Here is an 18,745-nt window from a genome sequence, read left to right as displayed (position 1 = left end):
AACCTTTCCTCTCGTCGTTTCTCTCACAATTGGATATTCCATTCATCTTTAAAAAAAGACATATCTCAGCCATCTTAATTATTCTAGCATTACTTTTGTGAAAATGAAACTATTTTATTTAAAAACCGCCGACTTGCCGGGCAATCGTTTGTCTAAGGGGGAGAAAACCGGCAGCCGCACAAAAAAAAGCTGGGCAACACCCAAAAACCCGCAACAGGCACAGCTGTTGCGGGCAATTGTTTTCAATTTTATTGTCTTGTCCGGCTAGTTTGTTTCAATCAGGCCGTATTTGCCGTCTTTGCGGCGGTAAACGATGCTTGTACCGTTTGTCTCAGCATCTTCAAAGATAAAGAAGTTGTGTCCAAGCATGTTCATCTGTAAAACAGCTTCTTCACTGTCCATTGGTTTTAATGATAGGCGTTTGGTGCGAACAATCGCCAGATCCGGTTCGTTTGTCTGTTGTTCGGAATGATTGTTTGCGAAAACGGCAGAACCGTTCACATCCAGTCCAGTTTCTCTTGACTTACGATTGATTTTGGTTTTGAATTTTCTAATTTGTCTTTCCAGCTTGTCAACAACCAAATCCACACTCGCATACAAATCCGGAGAGGTTTCTTCAGCTCTCAAGACCAGATATGGTAATGGAATCGTCACTTCCACTTTGGCATTCTTATCTGTGTACACTTTTAAATTAACGTATGCGGTAGACTCTGGAACATTAGTAAAATAACGCTCCAACTTACTGACCTTTTTCTCCACATAATCTCTAATTGCCTGTGTCACCTCAATATTCTCGCCTCTAACGTTATATCTAAGCATGACAATTACCCCTTTCGTCTATCACTATAAGAGAATAATAAAGGACCACTCTTTAATATTTCTTCTCACTACCATTATATCTGAGTATGTGGGAAATGACAATTAAGAGTCTTATTTTATTAAATAAAATAAACCTTGTTGAAAAAAACTGACGATAAAAAACATTGTTTATCGGGCAATCGAAACGGATTGAATACTTTTTACACCTTGATGCAGCAATAAATCATACGCAAAAACCATTGTCCGTCCAGTAGTATAAATATCATCCATAATCAATACGCGCCGCTCTGCCAGCTGATAGTTGTCCGCTGAAAGAGCAAACGGCTGTCTCAGCTGCAGCCGTTCAGCTCGGTTTTTTGCTGACTGGCTGTCCGTGTCCACCGGTTTTATCAGGCAATTGGCATAAGGCAGCTCAGCATAATCCAGCAAAGTTGACACCTGATTAAACCCCCTTTCACGCAGCCGAGCATCCGACAAGGGAATCGGCACCAATATATCGTAATGATACGCACTTAAAAAACAGCGCAGTTGTTCAATAAAACAGCCGGCCAAACGGATATCGCCCTTAAATTTATAACGGTGGAAAAAATCCTTCATCGCCGGATTGTACCTATACAGTGCACGATGGGAAAGTGAGAGCCCCGGGTACATGTTCTGCCACATGCGGCAGTCGCTGCAGTATCCGGCCGTATCCGGGCACCCGCAGCCGCGGCATACTCCCTCTGCCGGTAAACGCTGGAATTGTGCCTGACAGCGGGGACAGCACGTTCCTTGATACAATTTCTGCCATGTCAAAAGCTCCGCCCATGACAGTGTGTGGTATATCGGCCGCTGGCATAACACGCACATCATCGAAGAAGCCCCCTCTCAGCTGCCCGGCAGTTCATACGGCGGATATGCCGCAGTGCTTTTTTCATTTCTCTGCTCATTCCGCTGTGCAAAAAAACAACGTCTCCTTCCGGGTGCTCACGGCTGCGCCCGGCCCTTCCGGCAATTTGAACAAGGACTGATTCGCTGAACACACGGTGGTCGCTGCCGACAACCAGCACATCAATATTCGGAAAAGTCACCCCTCTTTCCAAAATCGTTGTACTGATTAAGATGTCATAGGCACCTTCCCGCATTGCGGCGACTTTTCTTTCTCTCTCGTCATCATCGGCATGGACACTGTCAATTCTGAGTGCGGGAAAGCTTCTTTTCAGCAATGCCGACAACAGCTCTGTCTGGCGAATTGAGGGGCAGAACATCAGCGTCTGTCGTTGCCTTTGTGCCACAGCTGCAATCAGTGCTTTGGGTAATTTTCCTGACAATATCTGTTGCGGCAGCTGCCAGACCCAGTGGCAAACAGGTTCAGGCAGCGGGTACCGGTGATAGCGTGCCGGCAGACGGCTGACACTTAATCGCTTGCCTGTAACAGTCAGCTGCATTTTTTTCGTCGGGGTGGCTGTCAGGAAAATAAGGGTGTTGCGTTCCTTTATTGATTGAGCACAACCATGCTCCAACATGGCGTTTCCTGCATACGGATAGGCATCAGCTTCATCCAGTATCAGCACATCAAACGCGCGGTAAAACCGGAGTAGCTGATGAGTCGTACATAAAACAAAGGCTGTCCGCTGATACGGCGCCGGCTGTTTACCGTATAACAGGCAAATCGCCTGCTGAGGGAAAGCCGACTGCAACCGCGGATACAACTCCAGACACACATCTACACGGGGGCTGGCAAGGCAGAGGCGTTTGCCCAGTGACAGGGCCGCTGCAATGGCGGCAAACAGCATTTCCGTTTTGCCGGCACCGGTCACCGCATGAACCAGATACTTGCCCCCGTCGTGAACAGCCTGCACCAGCTTTTCAGAAATGCGATTTTGTTCATGACTTAACCGGCCTTGCCAAAAGCAAGTCACCTTCGATGGCGGAAAGCCTGTTTCAGGCAGATGGTACAGCGCAAGATTGCTCTGGATGCGTCCCAACTGGATGCAGGACGGGCAATAATAAAATGCCGCAAGCTGATTGACAATCACCGCCTGCCTTTTGAGATGCACCGACCCGCATCTGGTACACTGAACTTGGTTTGCCATTTCTACCATCGCCGGCAGACACTTGACTGAAGTGTCACGCACGATCCCGCGGGCAGCGGGCACGATTTCCGTTTCCAGCAGCAGCCGTCCTTTTAAATAATCTCCGTTTTCCATTCATTTCATCCTTTATTATAAGAATACGTCTAATAAACTAGTATGTTTTTACAGGTTTCGCTATAATGAATGAAAGAACAGCAAGGAGGAAAGTCCCGATGAAAAAATATATTTCTTTTGAATCGGCAGATGGCCGCACTGACTTAAATGTTGTCATGTGGCTGCCAAACGGCCGGCCCCGAGCAGCAGTCCAGATAATCCACGGTATGGCAGAATTCATTGAGCGTTACGATGCATTTGCACGCTTTTTGAATGAACACCAGATAATGGTCATCGGCCACGACCATTTGGGACACGGTGATTCGGTAGACGCCGAACATCCGCTGTACGGGTATTTTTCCAAAGGCAACAGTCCGGACATCCTCATCTCTGACACGGCTAATGTCACTGCCTATCTCAAAAAAAGATTCCCGACTCTGCCCCTGTTCCTGCTGGGACACAGCATGGGTTCCTTTATTTTGCGAAATTACCTGCAAACACAGACACATCCTGTGGACGGTGCCATCGTGATGGGAACGAGCAGCGAACGGCGGGAAGCCGCGCACGCGTTGCGGATTTTACGGGTTTTGAACCGTACAAGCGGCACAAAATTCAATCCGGTCATGGACAAGCTGATTTTCCTCAACTACAATCAGCCGTTCAAGCAGGATAATCTGACGTTTTCCTGGCTTTCCAAAAATCAGGAAAATGTGCGCTGGTACGAAGCCAATGACAAAACCGGATTTCCGTTTACCAACAACGGCTATTACACATTGATGAGCCTGATTCATCACGGAGCCGGAAAAAAATGGTACGAGTCCATCCCGAGAACGCTGCCCTTTTTAATCATCAGCGGCGAAATGGACCCGGTGGGAAATTACGGCAAAGGACCGCGCAAAGTGGCTCAGGAATTGCAGGAGGGGCACTTTGACGATGTCACGCTGCAGCTGTATCACGATTTACGCCACGAGATTCTTCATGAAGCCGAGGCGGATATCGTCATGCTCGACTTGTTGAATTGGATGCAAAAACGCATGGACTGACAATAGTATCAGTCCATGCGTTTGTTTTTTATCATTAGCCGTGATCTTTAAACCGAAACAGCTCGGTTTCTTTTAACAGCTTTTTAAAGACGACAAATTCCTTTTCCAAATCCACCCGGATAACTTCATAACCGGCATTCAGCCAGCCGTAAGCCCCTTTTTCAGGATAGCGGTAGTCATTCGCCCACCAATCTTCCGACGTCCGTGCAGTTTTCGGCAAACCGGTATGAGGGAACAGCAGCTCGTCAAACTGGGTGAACGTCAGCGTGACCTGACTGCCTTTGTTTTCATTAAAATAGCGGGTCAGGCTGTCGTATTTTTTTTCGCGTTCCTTTTTCTGCACGGTCTCTCCCCCTTATCGTAAAGCGTTGTCATTTCGTCTGAACTTGAATCCCCGGGCCAAACTCTTTATACTGTATTTAAAGCGAGGTGCCACATGTTATCACATTATTATACCATAAAAGAAGACGGGCAATATGAAATCGAAATCAAAAAATCCAGATTTATCTGTACACTGAAACGGATCGAGTCGGAAGAAATGGCGCGGGAGTATATCCAGCAGCTGAAAAAAGAACACTGGAAGGCAACACACAACTGCAGCGCCTACGTGCTGGGCGATAAGCAGGAGATACAGCGGTCCAGCGATGACGGCGAACCAAGCGGTACCGCCGGCGTGCCGATGCTGGAAGTCCTGAAAGTCAAACAGCTGCGCAATGTGCTGGCAGTCGTCACCCGCTACTTCGGCGGCACGAAACTCGGTGCCGGCGGTCTGATTCGCGCATACAGCCAGTCCGTATCAGAAGCTCTGAAGCACATCGGAATTGTTGAGGGCGTGTTGATGCAGGAAGTTCAGGTAACGGTCGGCTATCCTTTACACGGCAAACTGGAGTATTTTTTACAGCAGGCTGATATTTACGTTAAAGACACAGCCTTTACGGAGAGGGTCACCGTCAGCTGTATGATTACTGAAGACCGCGTGCAGGCATTTCGCAGCAAGCTGGACGATTTGCTGTCCGGACAATATGACATTCAGCTAAAAGGGACTGACTACTTTGAAACACCTGTCCCGCCAAGCAGTTAAACCATGAGTTGTTTAAAACAACCCATGGTTTATTTTTCCAAATAAAATTCAAAGCGGTTGCCGACGTACTGGCTGCGGACATATTCAAAGGGGACATCACCCGTCAAATAGGAAATTTGACGCAAACGCAGCACTGCATCACCTTTATTGATTTGCAAGTAGTCGGCAATCTTTTCAGATGCCAGCATTGCCGAAATCGTTTGGCTGGCTCTGGCGATATGCAAATTGCCTTTTTCCGCCAGTACGTTGTAAAGCGACCGGGTAATCTCCGACTTGCTGAATGCCGCTACAAAATGATGCGGCACACTTGTCACTTCAAATGAAATCGGTACGCCGTCAGCATAGCGGATACGTTCCATCTTCAAAATATCGCTGTCTTTATCCAGCTGCAGCTTTTCCATTTCGCTGGAGCTGGGCTTCGTAATGACATACGAGACGGTTTTGCTGGAGGGCGTGCGCCCTTGAGACAAAATGATGTCTGTAAAGCTGGTCGTGCCGACCATGGCTTCCTGTACTTTGCTGCTGGCGACATATGTGCCGGAGCCTATTTTCCGCTCGAGGATGCCTTCATCTGCCAGTGTCTGTATCGCCTGACGCAAGGTCATCCGGCTGACTTGAAACGTTTTTGCCAAGTCCCGTTCAGAAGGCAGACGATCGCCGACGCGCCATTTGCCCGTTTCAATTTGCTGTTTGAGCTGGTCGTGGATTTGAATATATATCGGCACATTATGTTTGCTCATGCTGCTCACTTCCTTTTGACCTTGTTTTCTCCTATTATAACTGGTATAGACCGAACAGACAAGCATCAGCCACCAAAGAATGCCGGAGAATCGTGTTGCGATTCTCCGGCATTGGCGCGTTATGTATGCAATTGGTTCAGCTGGCGTTCAGCAGTTGCCAGCATCAGGCGGATACGGTTCAACTGATTGACCACAGAAACACCCGGGTCATAATCGATTGGTGCAATATTGGCCATCGGGTACTGATGGCGCAGTTCCTTGATGACGCCTTTACCGACGACATGATTCGGCAGACAGCCGAATGGCTGCATACAGATGATGTTCGGCACGTCGTGCTTCAGCAAATCAATCATCTCGCCGGTCAAAAACCAGCCTTCACCGGTGTGGTTGCCAATCGACAACACTTTGCTTGCATCTTCTGCCAGCTGGGCAATCGGCGTCAGCCCTTCGAAGCGTTCGGATGCCACCAGTGCTTCGTGCATCGGCTTTTCACACTGTTCAATCAGTTTGATAGCAAATTCAGATACCCATTTAGCTTTGCGCGACATTCCCAGATTGTCGTGTTTCCAAATACTGTTGTAAAGCGAATAGTGCATAAAACCGATGATGCCGGGAACAACAGCCTCGGCCCCTTCTTCTTCCAAAAGCCGGACCACGTTGTTATTGGCAGTCGGTGAGTATTTGACCAGGATTTCCCCCACAACTCCGACTCGCGGTTTTACCTCATTAGTTAACGGCACCGTGTCAAACTCATGGATGATTTCCTTGCAAAAACGTCTGAATTGGCTGAACGAACCCTTTTCAACACTGCGCTGAACTTTTTTCAGCCATTTTTCATGCAGGGCATCAATCATCCCCGGCTCTGTTTCATACGGTCGGGTCCGGTAGACGACCCGTTCAAACAAATCGCCGTACAGGGCAGCCACCGCCACCCGTTTCAACAGCGGCAGGCTCAGCTTAAAGCCCGGATTGCTTTCCACACCTTTGTTGCCGAGGGAAATGGACACGACCGGGACTTGCGGAAAGCCGGCGTCCACCAGCGCTTTCCGAAGCAGCGGAATATAGTTCGTTGCGCGGCAGCCGCCGCCTGTCTGCGTCATCATGACGCTGACATTATCCAAATCATAGTCGCCGCTCTGGAGCGCTTCTACCAGCTGGCCGATGGAGATGATGGCTGGATAGCACGCATCGTTATTGACATATTTCAGTCCGACATTGATTGCTTCCTTGTCTTCGGAAGGCAGGCAGACGACATTGTAGCCGCTGGCTTGCAGTGCAATGTCCAGCAGACCGTTTTGATGGATCGGACTGAGCATCGGCAAAAGCAGCGTGTGTGTCTGCTTCATTTCTTTCGTAAAGACCAGTTTCTCCGGTGCGTCATACAGCTTGACCGGCTGCTGGTCGGCTTGCTTGCGTTCATTCACCGCAGCTTTCAACGAACGGAGACGTATCCGAATCGCTCCCAAATTCGAGCCTTCGTCGATTTTCAATACGGTATAGATGCGCCCGTACTGCGCCATGATTTCTTCTACCTGATCGGTTGTGACAGCATCAAGACCGCAGCCGAAAGAATTCAGCTGGACCAGCTCCAGATTAGGCGTCTTGGCAACGACACGGGCAGCTGCGTACAGTCTGGCGTGATACACCCACTGATTGACGACCCGCAAATTGCCCACATCTCCCAGATGGGAAATGCTGTCCTCCGTCAAGACATGGAACCCCTCTTGGGTAATCACATCGGCGATGCCGTGGTTGATTTCCGGGTCGATATGGTACGGTCTGCCTGAAAGCACGACACCCCGCTGACCTGTGCGCGTCAGCATCGCAAGCATCTCCTCGCCTTTGTTCCGGATATCCTGCTTGTACGCCTCCAGCTCCTCATACCCATGGTAAACTGCCTGTTTCACCTCAGCACGAGGGATGCCCAAGTCGGAGAAAGCCTCGGTAATCTGGTCGACGACCGACTCTTTATTAGCAAGATTCAAGTAAGGATTGTCATACATCACTTGATGATGCCTTATTTCATCGACATTATTGCGAATCACATCGGAATAGCTTTGAACGATCGGGCAATTAAAATGATTGTCCGCTTCTGCGAATTCTTCCTGCTCAAAGACAACGCCCGGGTAAAAAATACGCGGTACGCCTTTGTCGATGAGTGCCTGTATATGACCATGGGCGATTTTGGCCGGATAACAAACCGTGTCGCTTGGAATCGTCTCGATGCCCTGCTCATAAATCTGCTTGCTGGAGCGCGGCGACAGCACGACGCGAAACCCTAAATCAGTCAGCATCGTATGCCACAGCGGATAGTTCTCATACATATTCAACACACGGGGAATACCGATAGTGCCGAATTTGGCTTCTTTCTTTTTAAGCGGACGATAGCTGAACAAGCGGCGGTATTTATAATCCACCAGATTTTCTTTTCGGTCTTTTTTGTCGATTTTGATTTGTGCACCGCGCTCGCAGCGGTTGCCGCTGACAAACCGGCGGCCGTCTGAAAACAGCGTAATTGTCAGCTGACAGTGATTTTCACAAATACGGCAATGGGTGAATTCCTTTTCTTCCGTAAACGACAGCAGCTCTTCAAAAGACAGCATCGTCGTTGCATCGCCGGGCTCATACCTTTCAAGAGCAATCAAGGCGGCACCGTATGCGCCCATCAGTCCGGCGATATCCGGTCTGACGACCTCGCGTCCGCTGATCAGCTCAAAAGCACGCAAAACGGCATCATTGTAAAACGTCCCGCCCTGACAGACGATTTTTTCGCCCAGCTCCTCAGGCCGTCTGACTTTAATGACTTTGTACAATGCATTTTTAATAACCGAATAAGACAAGCCTGCCGAGATGTCGCCCGGTGTTGCTCCTTCTTTTTGCACTTGCCGGACTTTAGAGTTCATGAACACTGTACAGCGTGAGCCTAAATCGACCGGTTGTTCCGATGCCATCGCCGCTTCTGCAAAGTCCGCCACCTCATAGCCGAGGGAATTGGCAAATGTTTCGATAAACGAGCCACAACCGGAGGAGCAGGCTTCATTCAGCTGAATGGAAGACAGCACACCGTTTTTGATGGTCATGGCTTTCATATCTTGTCCGCCGATATCCAGAATAAAATCAACGCCCGGCTGAAACTTATTGGCGGCTTTATAATGCGCCACGGTTTCCACTTCACCGATATCAATCTTTAATGCGTGTTTAATCAGCTGTTCGCCATAACCGGTCACAGCGACTTTGCCGATGGATGCAGATGCCGGCAATGCCTGATAAATTTCCTTCAATACACGGATAGTAGTTGTCAAAGGCTGCCCTTCGTTGTTGCCGTAATATGAATAAAGCAATTCGCCTTCGTCATCAATGACTGCAACCTTCGTCGTTGTAGAACCGGCATCAATCCCTATAAATACAGTACCCGAATAACCTGCCAGCTGTTTTTGCGTAACGGTCGCCCGGTCGTGCCGTTCATGAAATACCCGACGTTCCTCCTCTGAGGCAAACAAAGGCGGCAGCTTGTCTTCCACTTGCAGCGATTCGCGCGCATCATCGTCAATGCGTGCCAGTATGCCCTCAATGCTCGTCACCGGTTCCTTCTGCGCATAGAGCGCTGCTCCGATAGCAACGAACAACTGGGAATTTTCAGGAAAAAGAATGTCCTCCTCCGCCAAATCCAGTGTTTCGATAAAACGGCGCCGCAGTTCACTCATGAAATACAGCGGCCCGCCTAAAAAGGCCACCTTCCCTTTGATTTTTCGTCCGGAAGCCAGCCCGGCGATCGTCTGATTGACCACCGCTTGAAAAATACTGGCTGCAATGTCAGCTTTTTCCGCGCCTTCGTTGATCAGCGGCTGAATATCTGTTTTGGCGAACACTCCGCAGCGGGATGCTATCGGGTAAATCGTCTGGTAGCTTTTGGCAAGTTCATTCACACCTTCTGCATCGGTTTCAAGGAGCGCTGCCATCTGGTCGATGAATGCGCCCGTCCCGCCGGCACAGCTGCCGTTCATCCGCTGTTCAAGGGACCCTTCAAAAAAAGTAATCTTCGCGTCTTCGCCACCCAGTTCGATGGCAACATCTGTTTCAGGTATCAACGTTTCAACTGTTTTGGTACAGGCAATGACTTCCTGAACAAACCCGATATCCAACACATCGGAAATACCCATTCCGCCGGAACCCGTTATTTTAATTCGAATCTGAATATTTTCACCTAAAGCGGCCAGTGCCTCTTTCAAAATCTCTTCTGTCGCAGCTTTGACATCTGAAAAATGCCGCCGGTATTGCGAGTACACCATCCGCTGAGCATCGTCCAAAATCGCAAGTTTCACTGTGGTAGAACCAACATCGATTCCTGCATTATAAATCATGATAAACCTCCTGAGTAGATCAGATGTGCGTAATGACACAAAAAGCCTCCAACAGTTTGTTGAATACCCAACATCATGTCTGATATAATAGTATAAGTCTAGTTTAAATCATTCGTGATTTTTTTCAATCATCAATTCATCACAGTTTGTGATATAAACAACAATCAATGCGTTTTTGTTGAGAAACGGCAGGAGGTTTTTATGAAAAAAATTGATTTGCGTGTGCTCCGGACGAGAAAAATGATTCTGGAAGCATTCATTGAGCTGGTGGATGAGAAAGGGTATGAGGCCGTCACCATTCAGGACATCTCCAAGCGGGCCATGATCAACCGCGCAACTTTTTATGCCCATTTTAAAGACAAGGCAGATTTGTATGAGAAAATCATCGAGTTCGCCATCTCGCAACTGGCATCGATTCTGGATGCCGACAATCTGATGAACGGCAACTTGATTAAAGTCAAAACCATCGAAAAAACACTGTCGCGCATTTTTGCTGAAATCAAGCTAAAGCAAAATTTCTTCCTAACATTGACGGAAGGCAGCTCCAACGGCATCTTCCGCAAAAAAATTTCCGACCTGCTCTACTCAAAATATGAGGATATTTTTGACAAACTCCGTATCACTGAAAACGACATTGAAGTTCCCATCAGCTTTATTATCGAATACATGACCGCTATCTTCGTTGCAACAGTCCACTGGTGGGTCAGCACAAAATCCGATTTTTCACCGGAACACATGGCGCGGCTCGTACTGAAACTAGTCGGTAACGGCCACTTGACGGTGCTCGGCATCGATATCGAAAAGTAAAAAAAAGCGGCTCTCAGAAGAAAAATATCGCCCAAGACTCTTTTTCAAGATGCTTGGGCGATGTTTTTTTCATTACATGGACTGTTGATAGAGGCCGGTCCCGCCTTGTTTACATCAGACAGCCTAATACAGCCGGCTGTGCCATTTTTTAGTATGGGCTGTGTCGCGGTCCCGAATCACACGAATGCGATTGCGGCGGATATCTTTGTTTTCAAATAAATGCGCCAGCACTACATACTCGCTGTTCCTCAACAGAGAACGGTAATGCAGCATCGTATCTGTCACGCCTGTCAATTTTGTCAACATGCTCAGTCATCCTCTCCGGTCGCTTATTTCTTTCATTGTATCACAAAACAAAAAAATCAACCCGTTGGATGGTTGATTTTTTAACTGGGGTAGCTGGATTCGAACCAACGAATGACGGAGTCAAAGTCCGTTGCCTTACCGCTTGGCTATACCCCAATGGTTTAAATGGAGGGGGGCAGATTCGAACTGCCGAACCCGAAGGAGCGGATTTACAGTCCGCCGCGTTTAGCCACTTCGCTACCCCTCCAGCTATCTGTCAGTCGTGAAAAACCCGACTTCATTATCATACAAAAAATCACTGGAAAAAGCAAGCCTAAACTTTTATTTTTTTTAATGCTCCAAATTCCAGACGCGGATAACTTCCTCATAGCCTGATTCGAAAGACTTCACAACCATTGTCTGCTGGTTATTGATTGTCACACCGTATTTGCCCTCTGACAATTCTTCCACTTCGCCGATCATTTTTTTACCGATGTAAAGCTGGTGAACCACTGCCGGTTGACCGAACATATTTTTATCTGCTTCTTTGATTGTCACTTCTACGCTTTTATTTTTTTTCATCAGTCTGTGTCCCCTTTTTGTTTCCTGCTATCAAAGATAACATAAAAAAAGCAATTTGTTAATCTTTTGCTTGCAGAACTGCCGGAATATCTTCATAATGACAAGTATATCGGAGGTTGATGACCATTAGACAAATACTGATTCATGCTGCAACTTTGCTTCTTATCATTTTGAGCGGCTACTTCATGAAAAAAACCGGCGCACTGAAAAAGACAGACGGACAAATCCTCGCCAAAATCATCATGACAGTGACGCTGCCCGCAGCCATCATCATCGGTTTGAAAGATGTTGCACTTTCACTGGCATTATTTAAATTAACACTGACCGCCGTCATCGTGACTGTCGTACTCGTCAGTTTTGCCGGCTTTTTTTGGCGGAAACAGGCGCCGCAGCATCATCAGCTGATGATGTTCACCATTTCAGGTTACAATATCGGCAACTTTGCCTTGCCGTTCATTCAGGGCTTTTATCCGGTTTTTATCCCGTTCGCCATTATTTTTGATATCGGCAACGCCTTGATGATGTTCGGCGGGACGGAAATCATGATTAACTATTTCAGCGCCCGCCACGGCTCAAGTATCACGATGGGCGATATTCTCAGACGAATGCTGCGCTCCATCCCGTTAATGACCTACGTTGTCCTGTTACTGCTCCACAGCTTTTCGGTGCCCGTACCGGCGCTCGTCTATCAATTTGCCCAGCCGTTTGCCAACAGCAACACCTTTTTATCGATGTTCATGGTCGGCCTGTTTCTGGAATTCAAACTTTCTGACAACGATCGGCAGCTGGTCGGCAAGGTACTTGTCACCCGCTATCTTCTGGCTGCGGGGCTAGCCGTGCTTATTTACCTGATACCGTTTTTCAGTTTGCTTGAGAAAAAAATCATCCTGCTCATGCTGTTCACGCCGGTTGCCACTGTGTCGACGATTCGCGCCATCGAAGAGGGACTCCAATCCGAAACGGTCGGCTTTATCGCTTCTATCAGCTTCATTATCAGTTTTCTGTTGATGACAGCAGTCATCTTGTTCGTCTAGCAAAAAAAGCGCGCCTTCCATTCAGGAAGACGACGCTTTTTTGTTATTCCGCTGCTGTTGTCGTAACGCAGGAAATGACTTCGTAACCTTTGGCTGATAATAAATCAACAATCGCCGCATCGTTTGGATTAGCCAGCTGGATCACGATGGTCGGCTGGTTGTTTTTGCGGTAGACGACAATTTGAACGATATTGATATGATTTTCCGCAAACAGTGTCGTTAAATCCGCCAACACCCCTTCGTGGTCATCTGAGATGGCAATCGAAACGCGCGTGCCGGGTTGATTGTAGCCCGTAATTTCTAGAAACGCATCGAAAATATCATTGTTCGTTATGATGCCCATTACCTCGCCGGACGGTGACATGACCGGCAGCACCCCGATATTGTGCTGGCGCATTTTGGAAATGGCATCTTCCAGCAGTGCATCTGCCTGGATAGTCTCAACCTCTTTTATCATGATGTCGGCAACCGTCGTCTTGTTCAACAAATAATTGACTTCATACACGCTTAAGCTGGTAGCTTGAGACGGCATGGCAGACTGAATGGTCCCTTCGGTAATCAGGCCGACCAGTTTACCGTCTTCAACGACCGGCAGCCGGTGGATGTCATTTTGATTCATCAATTCGACCGCATCAAAAATTTTAGTTGCCTTTGATACAGTGATGACATCTTTCGCCATATAATTTTCTACAATCATCGTTTATCCCCCCAAATAAGCTTTCTGAACTTCATCACTCGCCAACAATTCCTGGCCGGTACCGCTCAGGACGATTTTCCCGGTTTCCAGTACATACCCTCTGTCGGCAATCGACAGTGCCATCTTCGCATTTTGTTCAATCAGCAGCACCGTCGTGCCTTGTTTCTGAATCTCCTGCACGATAGCAAAAATCTCACGAATGAAAATCGGTGCCAGCCCCATCGACGGTTCATCTAAAAGCAACAGCTTCGGTCGCGACATCAGCGCCCTGCCCATTGCCAGCATTTGCTGCTCGCCGCCGGACAGCGTGGCCGCGTCCTGATGCTTCCGCTCTTCCAGAATCGGGAAACGCTCAAAAACCGTCGCCATCATTTGCTTATTGGATGCTTTATCTGTTTGCAAATACGCACCCATTTCCAGGTTTTCCAAAACCGTCATCCCCGGAAAGACGTGACGACCCTCAGGTACTTGCGACAAGCCGGCGGCAACGATTTTCTGCGCTCCCATTTTCGTGATATCCTGATTTTCAAAAGAAATCTCGCCGGAAGTGGGACGAATCAGCCCGGAAATCGTGCGCAAAATAGTTGTCTTGCCTGCACCGTTAGCCCCAATCAACGAAACGATTTCGCCTTCCTGCACGTCAAAACTGACCTGCTTGACCGCTTGAATCATGCCGTAGTGCACAGACATATCTCTTATCTTCAACATTATATCTCACCGCCTAAATAAGCTTGGATAACTTTCGGGTTGGCTTTAATCTCTGCCGGCAGGCCGTGCGCGATGATTCTGCCGTATTCCAACACATAAATCCGCTGGCAAACATCCATGACCAGCGACATGTCATGCTCAATCAGTAAAATCGTCAACTCAAACTTCTCCTGAACACTGCGAATCAAATCGGTCAGCTCTGCCGTTTCCTGCGGATTCATGCCGGCTGCCGGCTCATCCAGAAACAGCACGTTAGGCTCTGTCGCCAGCGCCCGCACAATTTCCAGACGGCGCTGTTCGCCGTAAGGCAGATTCTTCGCCAACACCCGCTCCTTGTCTGCCATATCAAACATGCTCAGCAATTCCAGCGCCTTCTGACGCATCTCGTCTTCTTGCTTATAGAAAGCCGGCAGACGCAAAATCCCCGTCAGTATCCCTTGCGGCTTTTTGCTGTTCATCGCAATCAGCACGTTATCCATCACACTCAAATCTTTAAAGAGACGAATGTTTTGAAACGTGCGGCTCAATCCTAAGTTGGCAATTTTATACGGCTTCATACCGTCAATTTTAGTTTCTTTTCCTGCTACTTCCAGCGTGACACTTCCCTCGGACGGCTCGTATACACCTGTCAGCAAATTAAAGAGGGTCGTTTTCCCTGCGCCGTTCGGACCAATCAAGCCGACCAGTTCATTCGCTTCTAACGTTAAGTTCACATTGGAAACGGCCGCCAGCCCCCCGAAATTTTTTGTCAAACTAGTTACTTTCAGAAGAGACATCAGCGTTTCCCCCTTTTTTAGCTTTTTTCTCAAACAGCCGCTTGACAGAAAATTCCCATGTTCCCATCAGACCGCTCGGTTTGAAAATCATGATGATAATGAGCGCCAACGCATAAATAATCATACGCAGCTGGCCGAAGTCCTGTAAAAACATATTTAACAACCCAAGCACGATGGCAGCGATAAATGAGCCAGTCACACTGCCGACACCGCCGAACACAACGATGATCAGAATATCAATCGACTTCATAAATGCAAAGTCCTTCGGTAAAATCGTCTGAATATAGCTGGCGTGCAAGCCCCCTGCCAGTGCGGCCGTCATTGCGCCGATGACAAAGGCTGTCACTTTATACTTCGTCGTATTGACACCCATGGCTTCTGCGGCGATTTCATTCTCACGCACTGATAATGTGGCCCTGCCGGCGCCACTGTGTATGTAGTTGACGGTGACCAGCGTCGTCACCACGACAAAGCCGAAGACCATCGACCATGTCACAAATGGTGTGATGCCGAACAGACCCGCCGGCCCGTTTGTGACCGTGTCCAGATTCACAATCAGCACACGGATGATTTCGGACACGCCCAGTGTTGCAATCGCCAAATAGTCGCCTTTCAAACGCAGCGTGGGAATCCCGACGACCAGCGCCACAGCCCCCGACAAAACCATTCCGGCCAGCATGCCTGTGGCGAACCCGCCGAATGTCGGATTCTTTAACGAGGCGATGGCAGTCGCATAAGCACCAATCGCCATAAATCCTGCATGGCCCAAAGAAAATTGTCCGGAGAAACCAATCACCAGATTCAAGCCGACTGCAAGGATAATATTGATACCGATTTGCACGAGCGTCGTTTCGATATAAGGATTGATTAACCCGACTGAGTAGCTGATACCAATCGCGGCAAAGGCGAGGACCATGATTGCCACCCAAACGGCATTGATTTTCAGATTTTTTTTCATGAGTCTCACCTACACTTTCTCTTTCACATTTTTGCCTAACAGTCCGGATGGCCGGATAAGCAAAATTATAATCAAGATGGCGTAGACCACCGCGTCTTTGTATGCCGTGTAACCAAGCGCACTGACAATGGTTTCCACCACACCGATGGTAAACCCGCCAAGTGCCGCACCGGGGATAATCCCGATTCCGCCTAGCACAGCCGCAATAAAGGCCTTCAATCCAGGCGCAACGCCCATCATCGGGTCGATACTATTATAGTATAGCCCGATCAACACGCCGCCGGCACCGGCCAATGCGGAACCAATCGCAAACGTGAAGGAGATGGTCCGGTTGACATTAATCCCCATCAGCTGCGCCGCGTCTGCATCTACACTCACAGCACGCATCGCTTTTCCCATCTTAGTATACTTGACGACAAGCTGCAGCAGAATCATCAAAATAACGGCTGTTGATAAAATCAACAGTTCGATTTTACTAATCGTAAACAACTTCAAATCATAGTTCTGGTTGCGGATGATTTGCGGAAACGCGCGCCGATCCGATTTGACAAAATAAATCATCAGGTTTTGAAGTAAAAAGGACACGCCGATTGCCGTAATCAGCGCGGCAATCCGCGTCGAATTTCTCAATGGGCGATAAGCCAGAAACTCGATGATGACTCCGATAGCCGCACACGCCAGCATTGAAACTAACAATGCCGGAAAAAAGCTGAGCTGAAACGTATTGATGACAAAATAACCGATAAAAGCACCCAGCATATACACTTCCCCGTGGGCAAAATTAATTAACTTGATAATGCCGTAAACCATCGTATAGCCTAATGCTATCAACGCATAAACACTGCCCAGCGACAGTCCATTGACCAATTGCTGTATAAATTCCATAGCGATTCCCTTTCTTTCAGTAAAAAACAAGGTGCATGTTATGAGATACACCTTGTTTATGACATGTTATTATGGTTTGACAGTCTCTGCTGATACTTCTTTGCCTTTTTCCAGTCCGATAACGACCAGATCTTTCGACGGATTGTGATTCTCATCCATACTCATCGTACCAGTGACACCTTCAAAGTCTTTCAGTGAAGATAGTTCCTTGGCCAGTTTCTCGCCATCGGCGTCTTCTCCCGCTGACTCCAAAGCTGCTTTGATCATGTAAACCGAATCATAAGCCAGTGCATTAAATGAGCTTGGTGATTTATCATATTTTTCCTTGAACGCATCAATAAACGCTGTTACTTTGTCGCTGGCCGGTGCATTTTCAGAGAAATGCGCCGTGTAGAAAATGTTATTGACATTCTCAGCGCCGGCAATGTCAATCAGCTTGGCATCGGAGAATCCGTCCGCGCCAAGAATCGGCTGTTCAATGCCCATTTCGCGCGCCTGCTTGATGATAGCGCCCGCTTGTTCATAGTAGCCGGGCAGGTAGATGAAATCAAAATCCTTGCCTTTTATCTTCGTCAGGATGGCTTTAAAATCTTTGTCATCTGCGTTGAAGCTTTCCTCGGATACAATCTCGCCTTTAAAGGTATCTTTGAATGACTTGGTCAGGCCTTTGGCATAGTCGCTGGAAACATCGCCGATGATGACCGCTTTTTCAGCTTTCAGCGTGTCTGTACCGTAATTCGCCAAGATGACGCCTTGCAGCGAGTCTTGGAAACATGTCCGGAAAATATATTCCTGAACCTTTTTGCTGTCGCCTTCACCGGTCACTGTGATGCCGTCATCCGTTCCTGAAGGTGTGATGACCGGTACTTTGGCTTTAGTGGCATTCGGAATCGTGGCCTTAGTCGCACCGGATGTCGCCGGTCCGATAATCGCGACGACGTTGTCATTATTTGTTAAACTTGCTGCTACCGCTGCTGCTTCTGCGGTTTCAGATTTGTTGTCCTTCGCAACAATTTCGACTTTCTTGCCGTTGATACCTCCAGCGGCATTGATTTCCTCCACCGCCAGATCGATGCCTTCCTTCTCCTGGTTGCCGTATGCTGAAACGCCGCCGGACAACTCAAGGTTCGCACCGATTTTGACTGTGTCGCTGTCTCCTTGGCTCTCTTTTGAGCCGGATGTGCTGCCTCCGCCCGGACTGCCGCACGCAGCCAGCAGAAACAAACTCGCCATCAATACTCCTGTCAGTTTTTTCATATTAATCTCCCCCTAAATTAATCCTAAGCACTATATTTTTTATAGATGTATACAAATATAAAACAAAAAAAAGAGAATGTCAATGAATTTTCTGAATATTTGGATTATTCTCAAAAAAAGTACTGTTTCCGCGTTGGCGCCCGATTTCTTTTGACATTCGGTTCATTAATGAACAGATTTTTGTGCGAAAAAGCACAAGCTGTCCGGATGTATAAAAAAACAGGGCCTGTTTCGCCCTGCCTGCTTGGTTACAATTGATTGCCTCTTACTTGACCCGTTTATCATAAGGGCCATGATACGTTTCATCCGGATTCTTTCTAAGAGAGAAATGGAGCGGGACATAGTCGATGCCGCCCTTGGCCAATGGCTGACATCTTAATATCCGGGCAATGCCCATCAGGAAACCTTTCGCCGCACCGTGTGTGTGCACAGCATCCACCATGTATTGAGAGCACGTCGGATGATAGCGGCAGCTTCTCGGAAACAACGGCGAAATAAAACGCTGGTAGCCTCTGACTAACGTAATGATTATCGATTTCATATA

Annotated in this window: 20 protein-coding genes and 2 tRNA genes; 5 read left to right on the top strand and 17 right to left on the bottom strand. The window is 48.0% G+C overall.

The genetic code is table 11. From position 1 onward, the window contains the following. Nucleotides 1–103 precede the first annotated feature (103 nt). Nucleotides 104–268 (top strand): hypothetical protein, encoded by a 165-nt coding sequence (locus tag CBF27_RS14135; protein WP_170175052.1) that lies wholly within the window; start codon nt 104–106, stop codon nt 266–268. Here CBF27_RS14135 and hpf read toward each other — a convergent pair. The 3 genes from hpf to CBF27_RS07995 all read right to left on the bottom strand — a co-directional run bounded on the left by hpf (nt 265) and on the right by CBF27_RS07995 (nt 3,008). Beyond that, the gene (gene hpf / locus CBF27_RS08005) at nt 265–819 is read right to left on the bottom strand and encodes a ribosome hibernation-promoting factor, HPF/YfiA family (RefSeq protein ID WP_126813794.1); all 555 of its coding nucleotides are present in this window, start codon (nt 817–819) and stop codon (nt 265–267) included. The genes CBF27_RS14135 and hpf overlap by 4 nt on opposite strands. A 168-nt stretch (nt 820–987) precedes the next feature. Continuing rightward, nucleotides 988–1,671, bottom strand: a complete 684-nt coding sequence (locus CBF27_RS08000) for a ComF family protein (RefSeq protein ID WP_126813793.1) — start codon at nt 1,669–1,671, stop codon at nt 988–990. Further along, the gene (locus CBF27_RS07995; RefSeq protein ID WP_126813792.1) at nt 1,668–3,008 is read right to left on the bottom strand and encodes an ATP-dependent helicase ComFA; all 1,341 of its coding nucleotides are present in this window, start codon (nt 3,006–3,008) and stop codon (nt 1,668–1,670) included. Before CBF27_RS07995 ends, CBF27_RS08000 begins: the two co-directional genes overlap by 4 nt. 98 nt (nt 3,009–3,106) lie before the next feature. Here CBF27_RS07995 and CBF27_RS07990 point away from each other — a divergent pair, with 98 nt between their 5' ends. Next, entirely contained in the window at nt 3,107–4,030 is a 924-nt protein-coding gene (locus CBF27_RS07990) for an alpha/beta fold hydrolase (protein WP_170175051.1), read from the top strand. Between the two features lie 34 nt (nt 4,031–4,064). On the opposite strand, the gene CBF27_RS07985 is transcribed toward CBF27_RS07990, so the two are convergent. After that, nucleotides 4,065–4,373, bottom strand: a complete 309-nt coding sequence (locus CBF27_RS07985; protein ID WP_126813790.1) for a DUF7662 domain-containing protein — start codon at nt 4,371–4,373, stop codon at nt 4,065–4,067. A 93-nt stretch (nt 4,374–4,466) separates the two neighbouring features. On the opposite strand from CBF27_RS07985, the gene CBF27_RS07980 reads away from it, so the two are divergent. Then, complete coding sequence (locus tag CBF27_RS07980; protein WP_126813789.1) at nt 4,467–5,111, top strand: YigZ family protein; 645 nt, start codon at nt 4,467–4,469, stop codon at nt 5,109–5,111. Nucleotides 5,112–5,140: 29 nt separating this feature from the next. Here CBF27_RS07980 and CBF27_RS07975 read toward each other — a convergent pair whose 3' ends face one another. Both CBF27_RS07975 and CBF27_RS07970 read right to left on the bottom strand, forming a co-directional pair. Beyond that, nucleotides 5,141–5,851 (bottom strand): GntR family transcriptional regulator, encoded by a 711-nt coding sequence (locus CBF27_RS07975; RefSeq protein ID WP_126813788.1) that lies wholly within the window; start codon nt 5,849–5,851, stop codon nt 5,141–5,143. 119 nt (nt 5,852–5,970) lie between these two features. Further along, nucleotides 5,971–10,212 (bottom strand): 2-hydroxyacyl-CoA dehydratase, encoded by a 4,242-nt coding sequence (locus CBF27_RS07970; RefSeq protein WP_126813787.1) that lies wholly within the window; start codon nt 10,210–10,212, stop codon nt 5,971–5,973. A 201-nt stretch (nt 10,213–10,413) separates the two neighbouring features. Between CBF27_RS07970 and CBF27_RS07965 the strand changes: the two genes are divergently transcribed. Further along, nucleotides 10,414–11,019, top strand: coding sequence for a TetR/AcrR family transcriptional regulator (locus tag CBF27_RS07965; protein ID WP_126813786.1), 606 nt, complete (start codon nt 10,414–10,416; stop codon nt 11,017–11,019). 123 nt (nt 11,020–11,142) lie between these two features. Here CBF27_RS07965 and CBF27_RS07960 read toward each other — a convergent pair whose 3' ends face one another. The 4 genes from CBF27_RS07960 to CBF27_RS07945 all read right to left on the bottom strand — a co-directional run bounded on the left by CBF27_RS07960 (nt 11,143) and on the right by CBF27_RS07945 (nt 11,886). Beyond that, on the bottom strand, nt 11,143–11,325 hold the full coding sequence (locus tag CBF27_RS07960) for a hypothetical protein (protein WP_126813785.1): 183 nt from the start codon (nt 11,323–11,325) through the stop codon (nt 11,143–11,145). Nucleotides 11,326–11,409: 84 nt separating this feature from the next. Beyond that, nucleotides 11,410–11,481, bottom strand: a tRNA-Gln gene (locus CBF27_RS07955). A 10-nt stretch (nt 11,482–11,491) separates the two neighbouring features. Beyond that, a tRNA-Tyr gene (locus CBF27_RS07950) sits at nt 11,492–11,572 on the bottom strand. 83 nt (nt 11,573–11,655) lie between these two features. Then, a complete protein-coding gene (locus CBF27_RS07945) occupies nt 11,656–11,886 on the bottom strand; it encodes a DUF2969 family protein (protein ID WP_126813784.1) in 231 nt (76 codons plus the stop codon). Between the two features lie 119 nt (nt 11,887–12,005). Here CBF27_RS07945 and CBF27_RS07940 point away from each other — a divergent pair, with 119 nt between their 5' ends. Further along, the gene (locus CBF27_RS07940; protein ID WP_126813783.1) at nt 12,006–12,920 is read left to right on the top strand and encodes an AEC family transporter; all 915 of its coding nucleotides are present in this window, start codon (nt 12,006–12,008) and stop codon (nt 12,918–12,920) included. Between the two features lie 43 nt (nt 12,921–12,963). Here the strand turns inward: CBF27_RS07940 and CBF27_RS07935 are convergent, their stop codons facing one another. From CBF27_RS07935 to yidD, 7 genes are all read right to left on the bottom strand, one after another. Continuing rightward, the gene (locus CBF27_RS07935) at nt 12,964–13,617 is read right to left on the bottom strand and encodes a CBS and ACT domain-containing protein (protein WP_126813782.1); all 654 of its coding nucleotides are present in this window, start codon (nt 13,615–13,617) and stop codon (nt 12,964–12,966) included. A 3-nt stretch (nt 13,618–13,620) separates the two neighbouring features. Continuing rightward, on the bottom strand, nt 13,621–14,325 hold the full coding sequence (locus CBF27_RS07930) for an ABC transporter ATP-binding protein (protein ID WP_126813781.1): 705 nt from the start codon (nt 14,323–14,325) through the stop codon (nt 13,621–13,623). After that, on the bottom strand, nt 14,325–15,101 hold the full coding sequence (locus tag CBF27_RS07925; protein ID WP_126813780.1) for an ABC transporter ATP-binding protein: 777 nt from the start codon (nt 15,099–15,101) through the stop codon (nt 14,325–14,327). The genes CBF27_RS07930 and CBF27_RS07925 overlap by 1 nt, the downstream gene beginning before the upstream one ends. Beyond that, the gene (locus CBF27_RS07920; protein ID WP_126813779.1) at nt 15,079–16,059 is read right to left on the bottom strand and encodes a branched-chain amino acid ABC transporter permease; all 981 of its coding nucleotides are present in this window, start codon (nt 16,057–16,059) and stop codon (nt 15,079–15,081) included. The genes CBF27_RS07925 and CBF27_RS07920 overlap by 23 nt, the downstream gene beginning before the upstream one ends. Nucleotides 16,060–16,068: 9 nt before the next feature. Beyond that, on the bottom strand, nt 16,069–16,944 hold the full coding sequence (locus CBF27_RS07915; protein ID WP_126813778.1) for a branched-chain amino acid ABC transporter permease: 876 nt from the start codon (nt 16,942–16,944) through the stop codon (nt 16,069–16,071). A 69-nt stretch (nt 16,945–17,013) separates the two neighbouring features. Beyond that, a complete protein-coding gene (locus CBF27_RS07910; protein WP_126813777.1) occupies nt 17,014–18,201 on the bottom strand; it encodes an ABC transporter substrate-binding protein in 1,188 nt (395 codons plus the stop codon). 265 nt (nt 18,202–18,466) lie between these two features. After that, complete coding sequence (gene yidD, locus CBF27_RS07905; RefSeq protein WP_126813776.1) at nt 18,467–18,742, bottom strand: membrane protein insertion efficiency factor YidD; 276 nt, start codon at nt 18,740–18,742, stop codon at nt 18,467–18,469. Nucleotides 18,743–18,745 lie beyond the last annotated feature (3 nt).

It is taken from the genome of Vagococcus acidifermentans, assembly GCF_003987655.1.
Taxonomy (GTDB): Bacteria; Bacillota; Bacilli; order Lactobacillales; family Vagococcaceae; genus Vagococcus_B; species Vagococcus_B acidifermentans.
The sequence above is the reverse complement of the archived record's forward strand: the minus strand, read 5'-3'. Positions and strand labels throughout refer to the sequence as shown.

What these genes read in the sequence shown, in the direction of transcription:
- yidD (WP_126813776.1), bottom strand. Translation starts at nt 18,742, where the DNA reads ATGAAATCGATAATCATTACGTTAGTCAGAGGCTACCAGCGTTTTATT.
- CBF27_RS14135 (WP_170175052.1), top strand. Translation starts at nt 104, where the DNA reads ATGAAACTATTTTATTTAAAAACCGCCGACTTGCCGGGCAATCGTTTG.
- CBF27_RS07915 (WP_126813778.1), bottom strand. Translation starts at nt 16,944, where the DNA reads ATGGAATTTATACAGCAATTGGTCAATGGACTGTCGCTGGGCAGTGTT.
- CBF27_RS07930 (WP_126813781.1), bottom strand. Translation starts at nt 14,325, where the DNA reads ATGTTGAAGATAAGAGATATGTCTGTGCACTACGGCATGATTCAAGCG.
- CBF27_RS07975 (WP_126813788.1), bottom strand. Translation starts at nt 5,851, where the DNA reads ATGAGCAAACATAATGTGCCGATATATATTCAAATCCACGACCAGCTC.
- CBF27_RS07925 (WP_126813780.1), bottom strand. Translation starts at nt 15,101, where the DNA reads ATGTCTCTTCTGAAAGTAACTAGTTTGACAAAAAATTTCGGGGGGCTG.
- CBF27_RS07970 (WP_126813787.1), bottom strand. Translation starts at nt 10,212, where the DNA reads ATGATTTATAATGCAGGAATCGATGTTGGTTCTACCACAGTGAAACTT.
- CBF27_RS07990 (WP_170175051.1), top strand. Translation starts at nt 3,107, where the DNA reads ATGAAAAAATATATTTCTTTTGAATCGGCAGATGGCCGCACTGACTTA.
- CBF27_RS07960 (WP_126813785.1), bottom strand. Translation starts at nt 11,325, where the DNA reads ATGTTGACAAAATTGACAGGCGTGACAGATACGATGCTGCATTACCGT.
- CBF27_RS07965 (WP_126813786.1), top strand. Translation starts at nt 10,414, where the DNA reads ATGAAAAAAATTGATTTGCGTGTGCTCCGGACGAGAAAAATGATTCTG.
- CBF27_RS08000 (WP_126813793.1), bottom strand. Translation starts at nt 1,671, where the DNA reads ATGATGTGCGTGTTATGCCAGCGGCCGATATACCACACACTGTCATGG.
- CBF27_RS07910 (WP_126813777.1), bottom strand. Translation starts at nt 18,201, where the DNA reads ATGAAAAAACTGACAGGAGTATTGATGGCGAGTTTGTTTCTGCTGGCT.
- CBF27_RS07940 (WP_126813783.1), top strand. Translation starts at nt 12,006, where the DNA reads ATGACCATTAGACAAATACTGATTCATGCTGCAACTTTGCTTCTTATC.
- CBF27_RS07920 (WP_126813779.1), bottom strand. Translation starts at nt 16,059, where the DNA reads ATGAAAAAAAATCTGAAAATCAATGCCGTTTGGGTGGCAATCATGGTC.
- CBF27_RS07980 (WP_126813789.1), top strand. Translation starts at nt 4,467, where the DNA reads ATGTTATCACATTATTATACCATAAAAGAAGACGGGCAATATGAAATC.
- CBF27_RS07945 (WP_126813784.1), bottom strand. Translation starts at nt 11,886, where the DNA reads ATGAAAAAAAATAAAAGCGTAGAAGTGACAATCAAAGAAGCAGATAAA.
- CBF27_RS07995 (WP_126813792.1), bottom strand. Translation starts at nt 3,008, where the DNA reads ATGGAAAACGGAGATTATTTAAAAGGACGGCTGCTGCTGGAAACGGAA.
- CBF27_RS07935 (WP_126813782.1), bottom strand. Translation starts at nt 13,617, where the DNA reads ATGATTGTAGAAAATTATATGGCGAAAGATGTCATCACTGTATCAAAG.
- hpf (WP_126813794.1), bottom strand. Translation starts at nt 819, where the DNA reads ATGCTTAGATATAACGTTAGAGGCGAGAATATTGAGGTGACACAGGCA.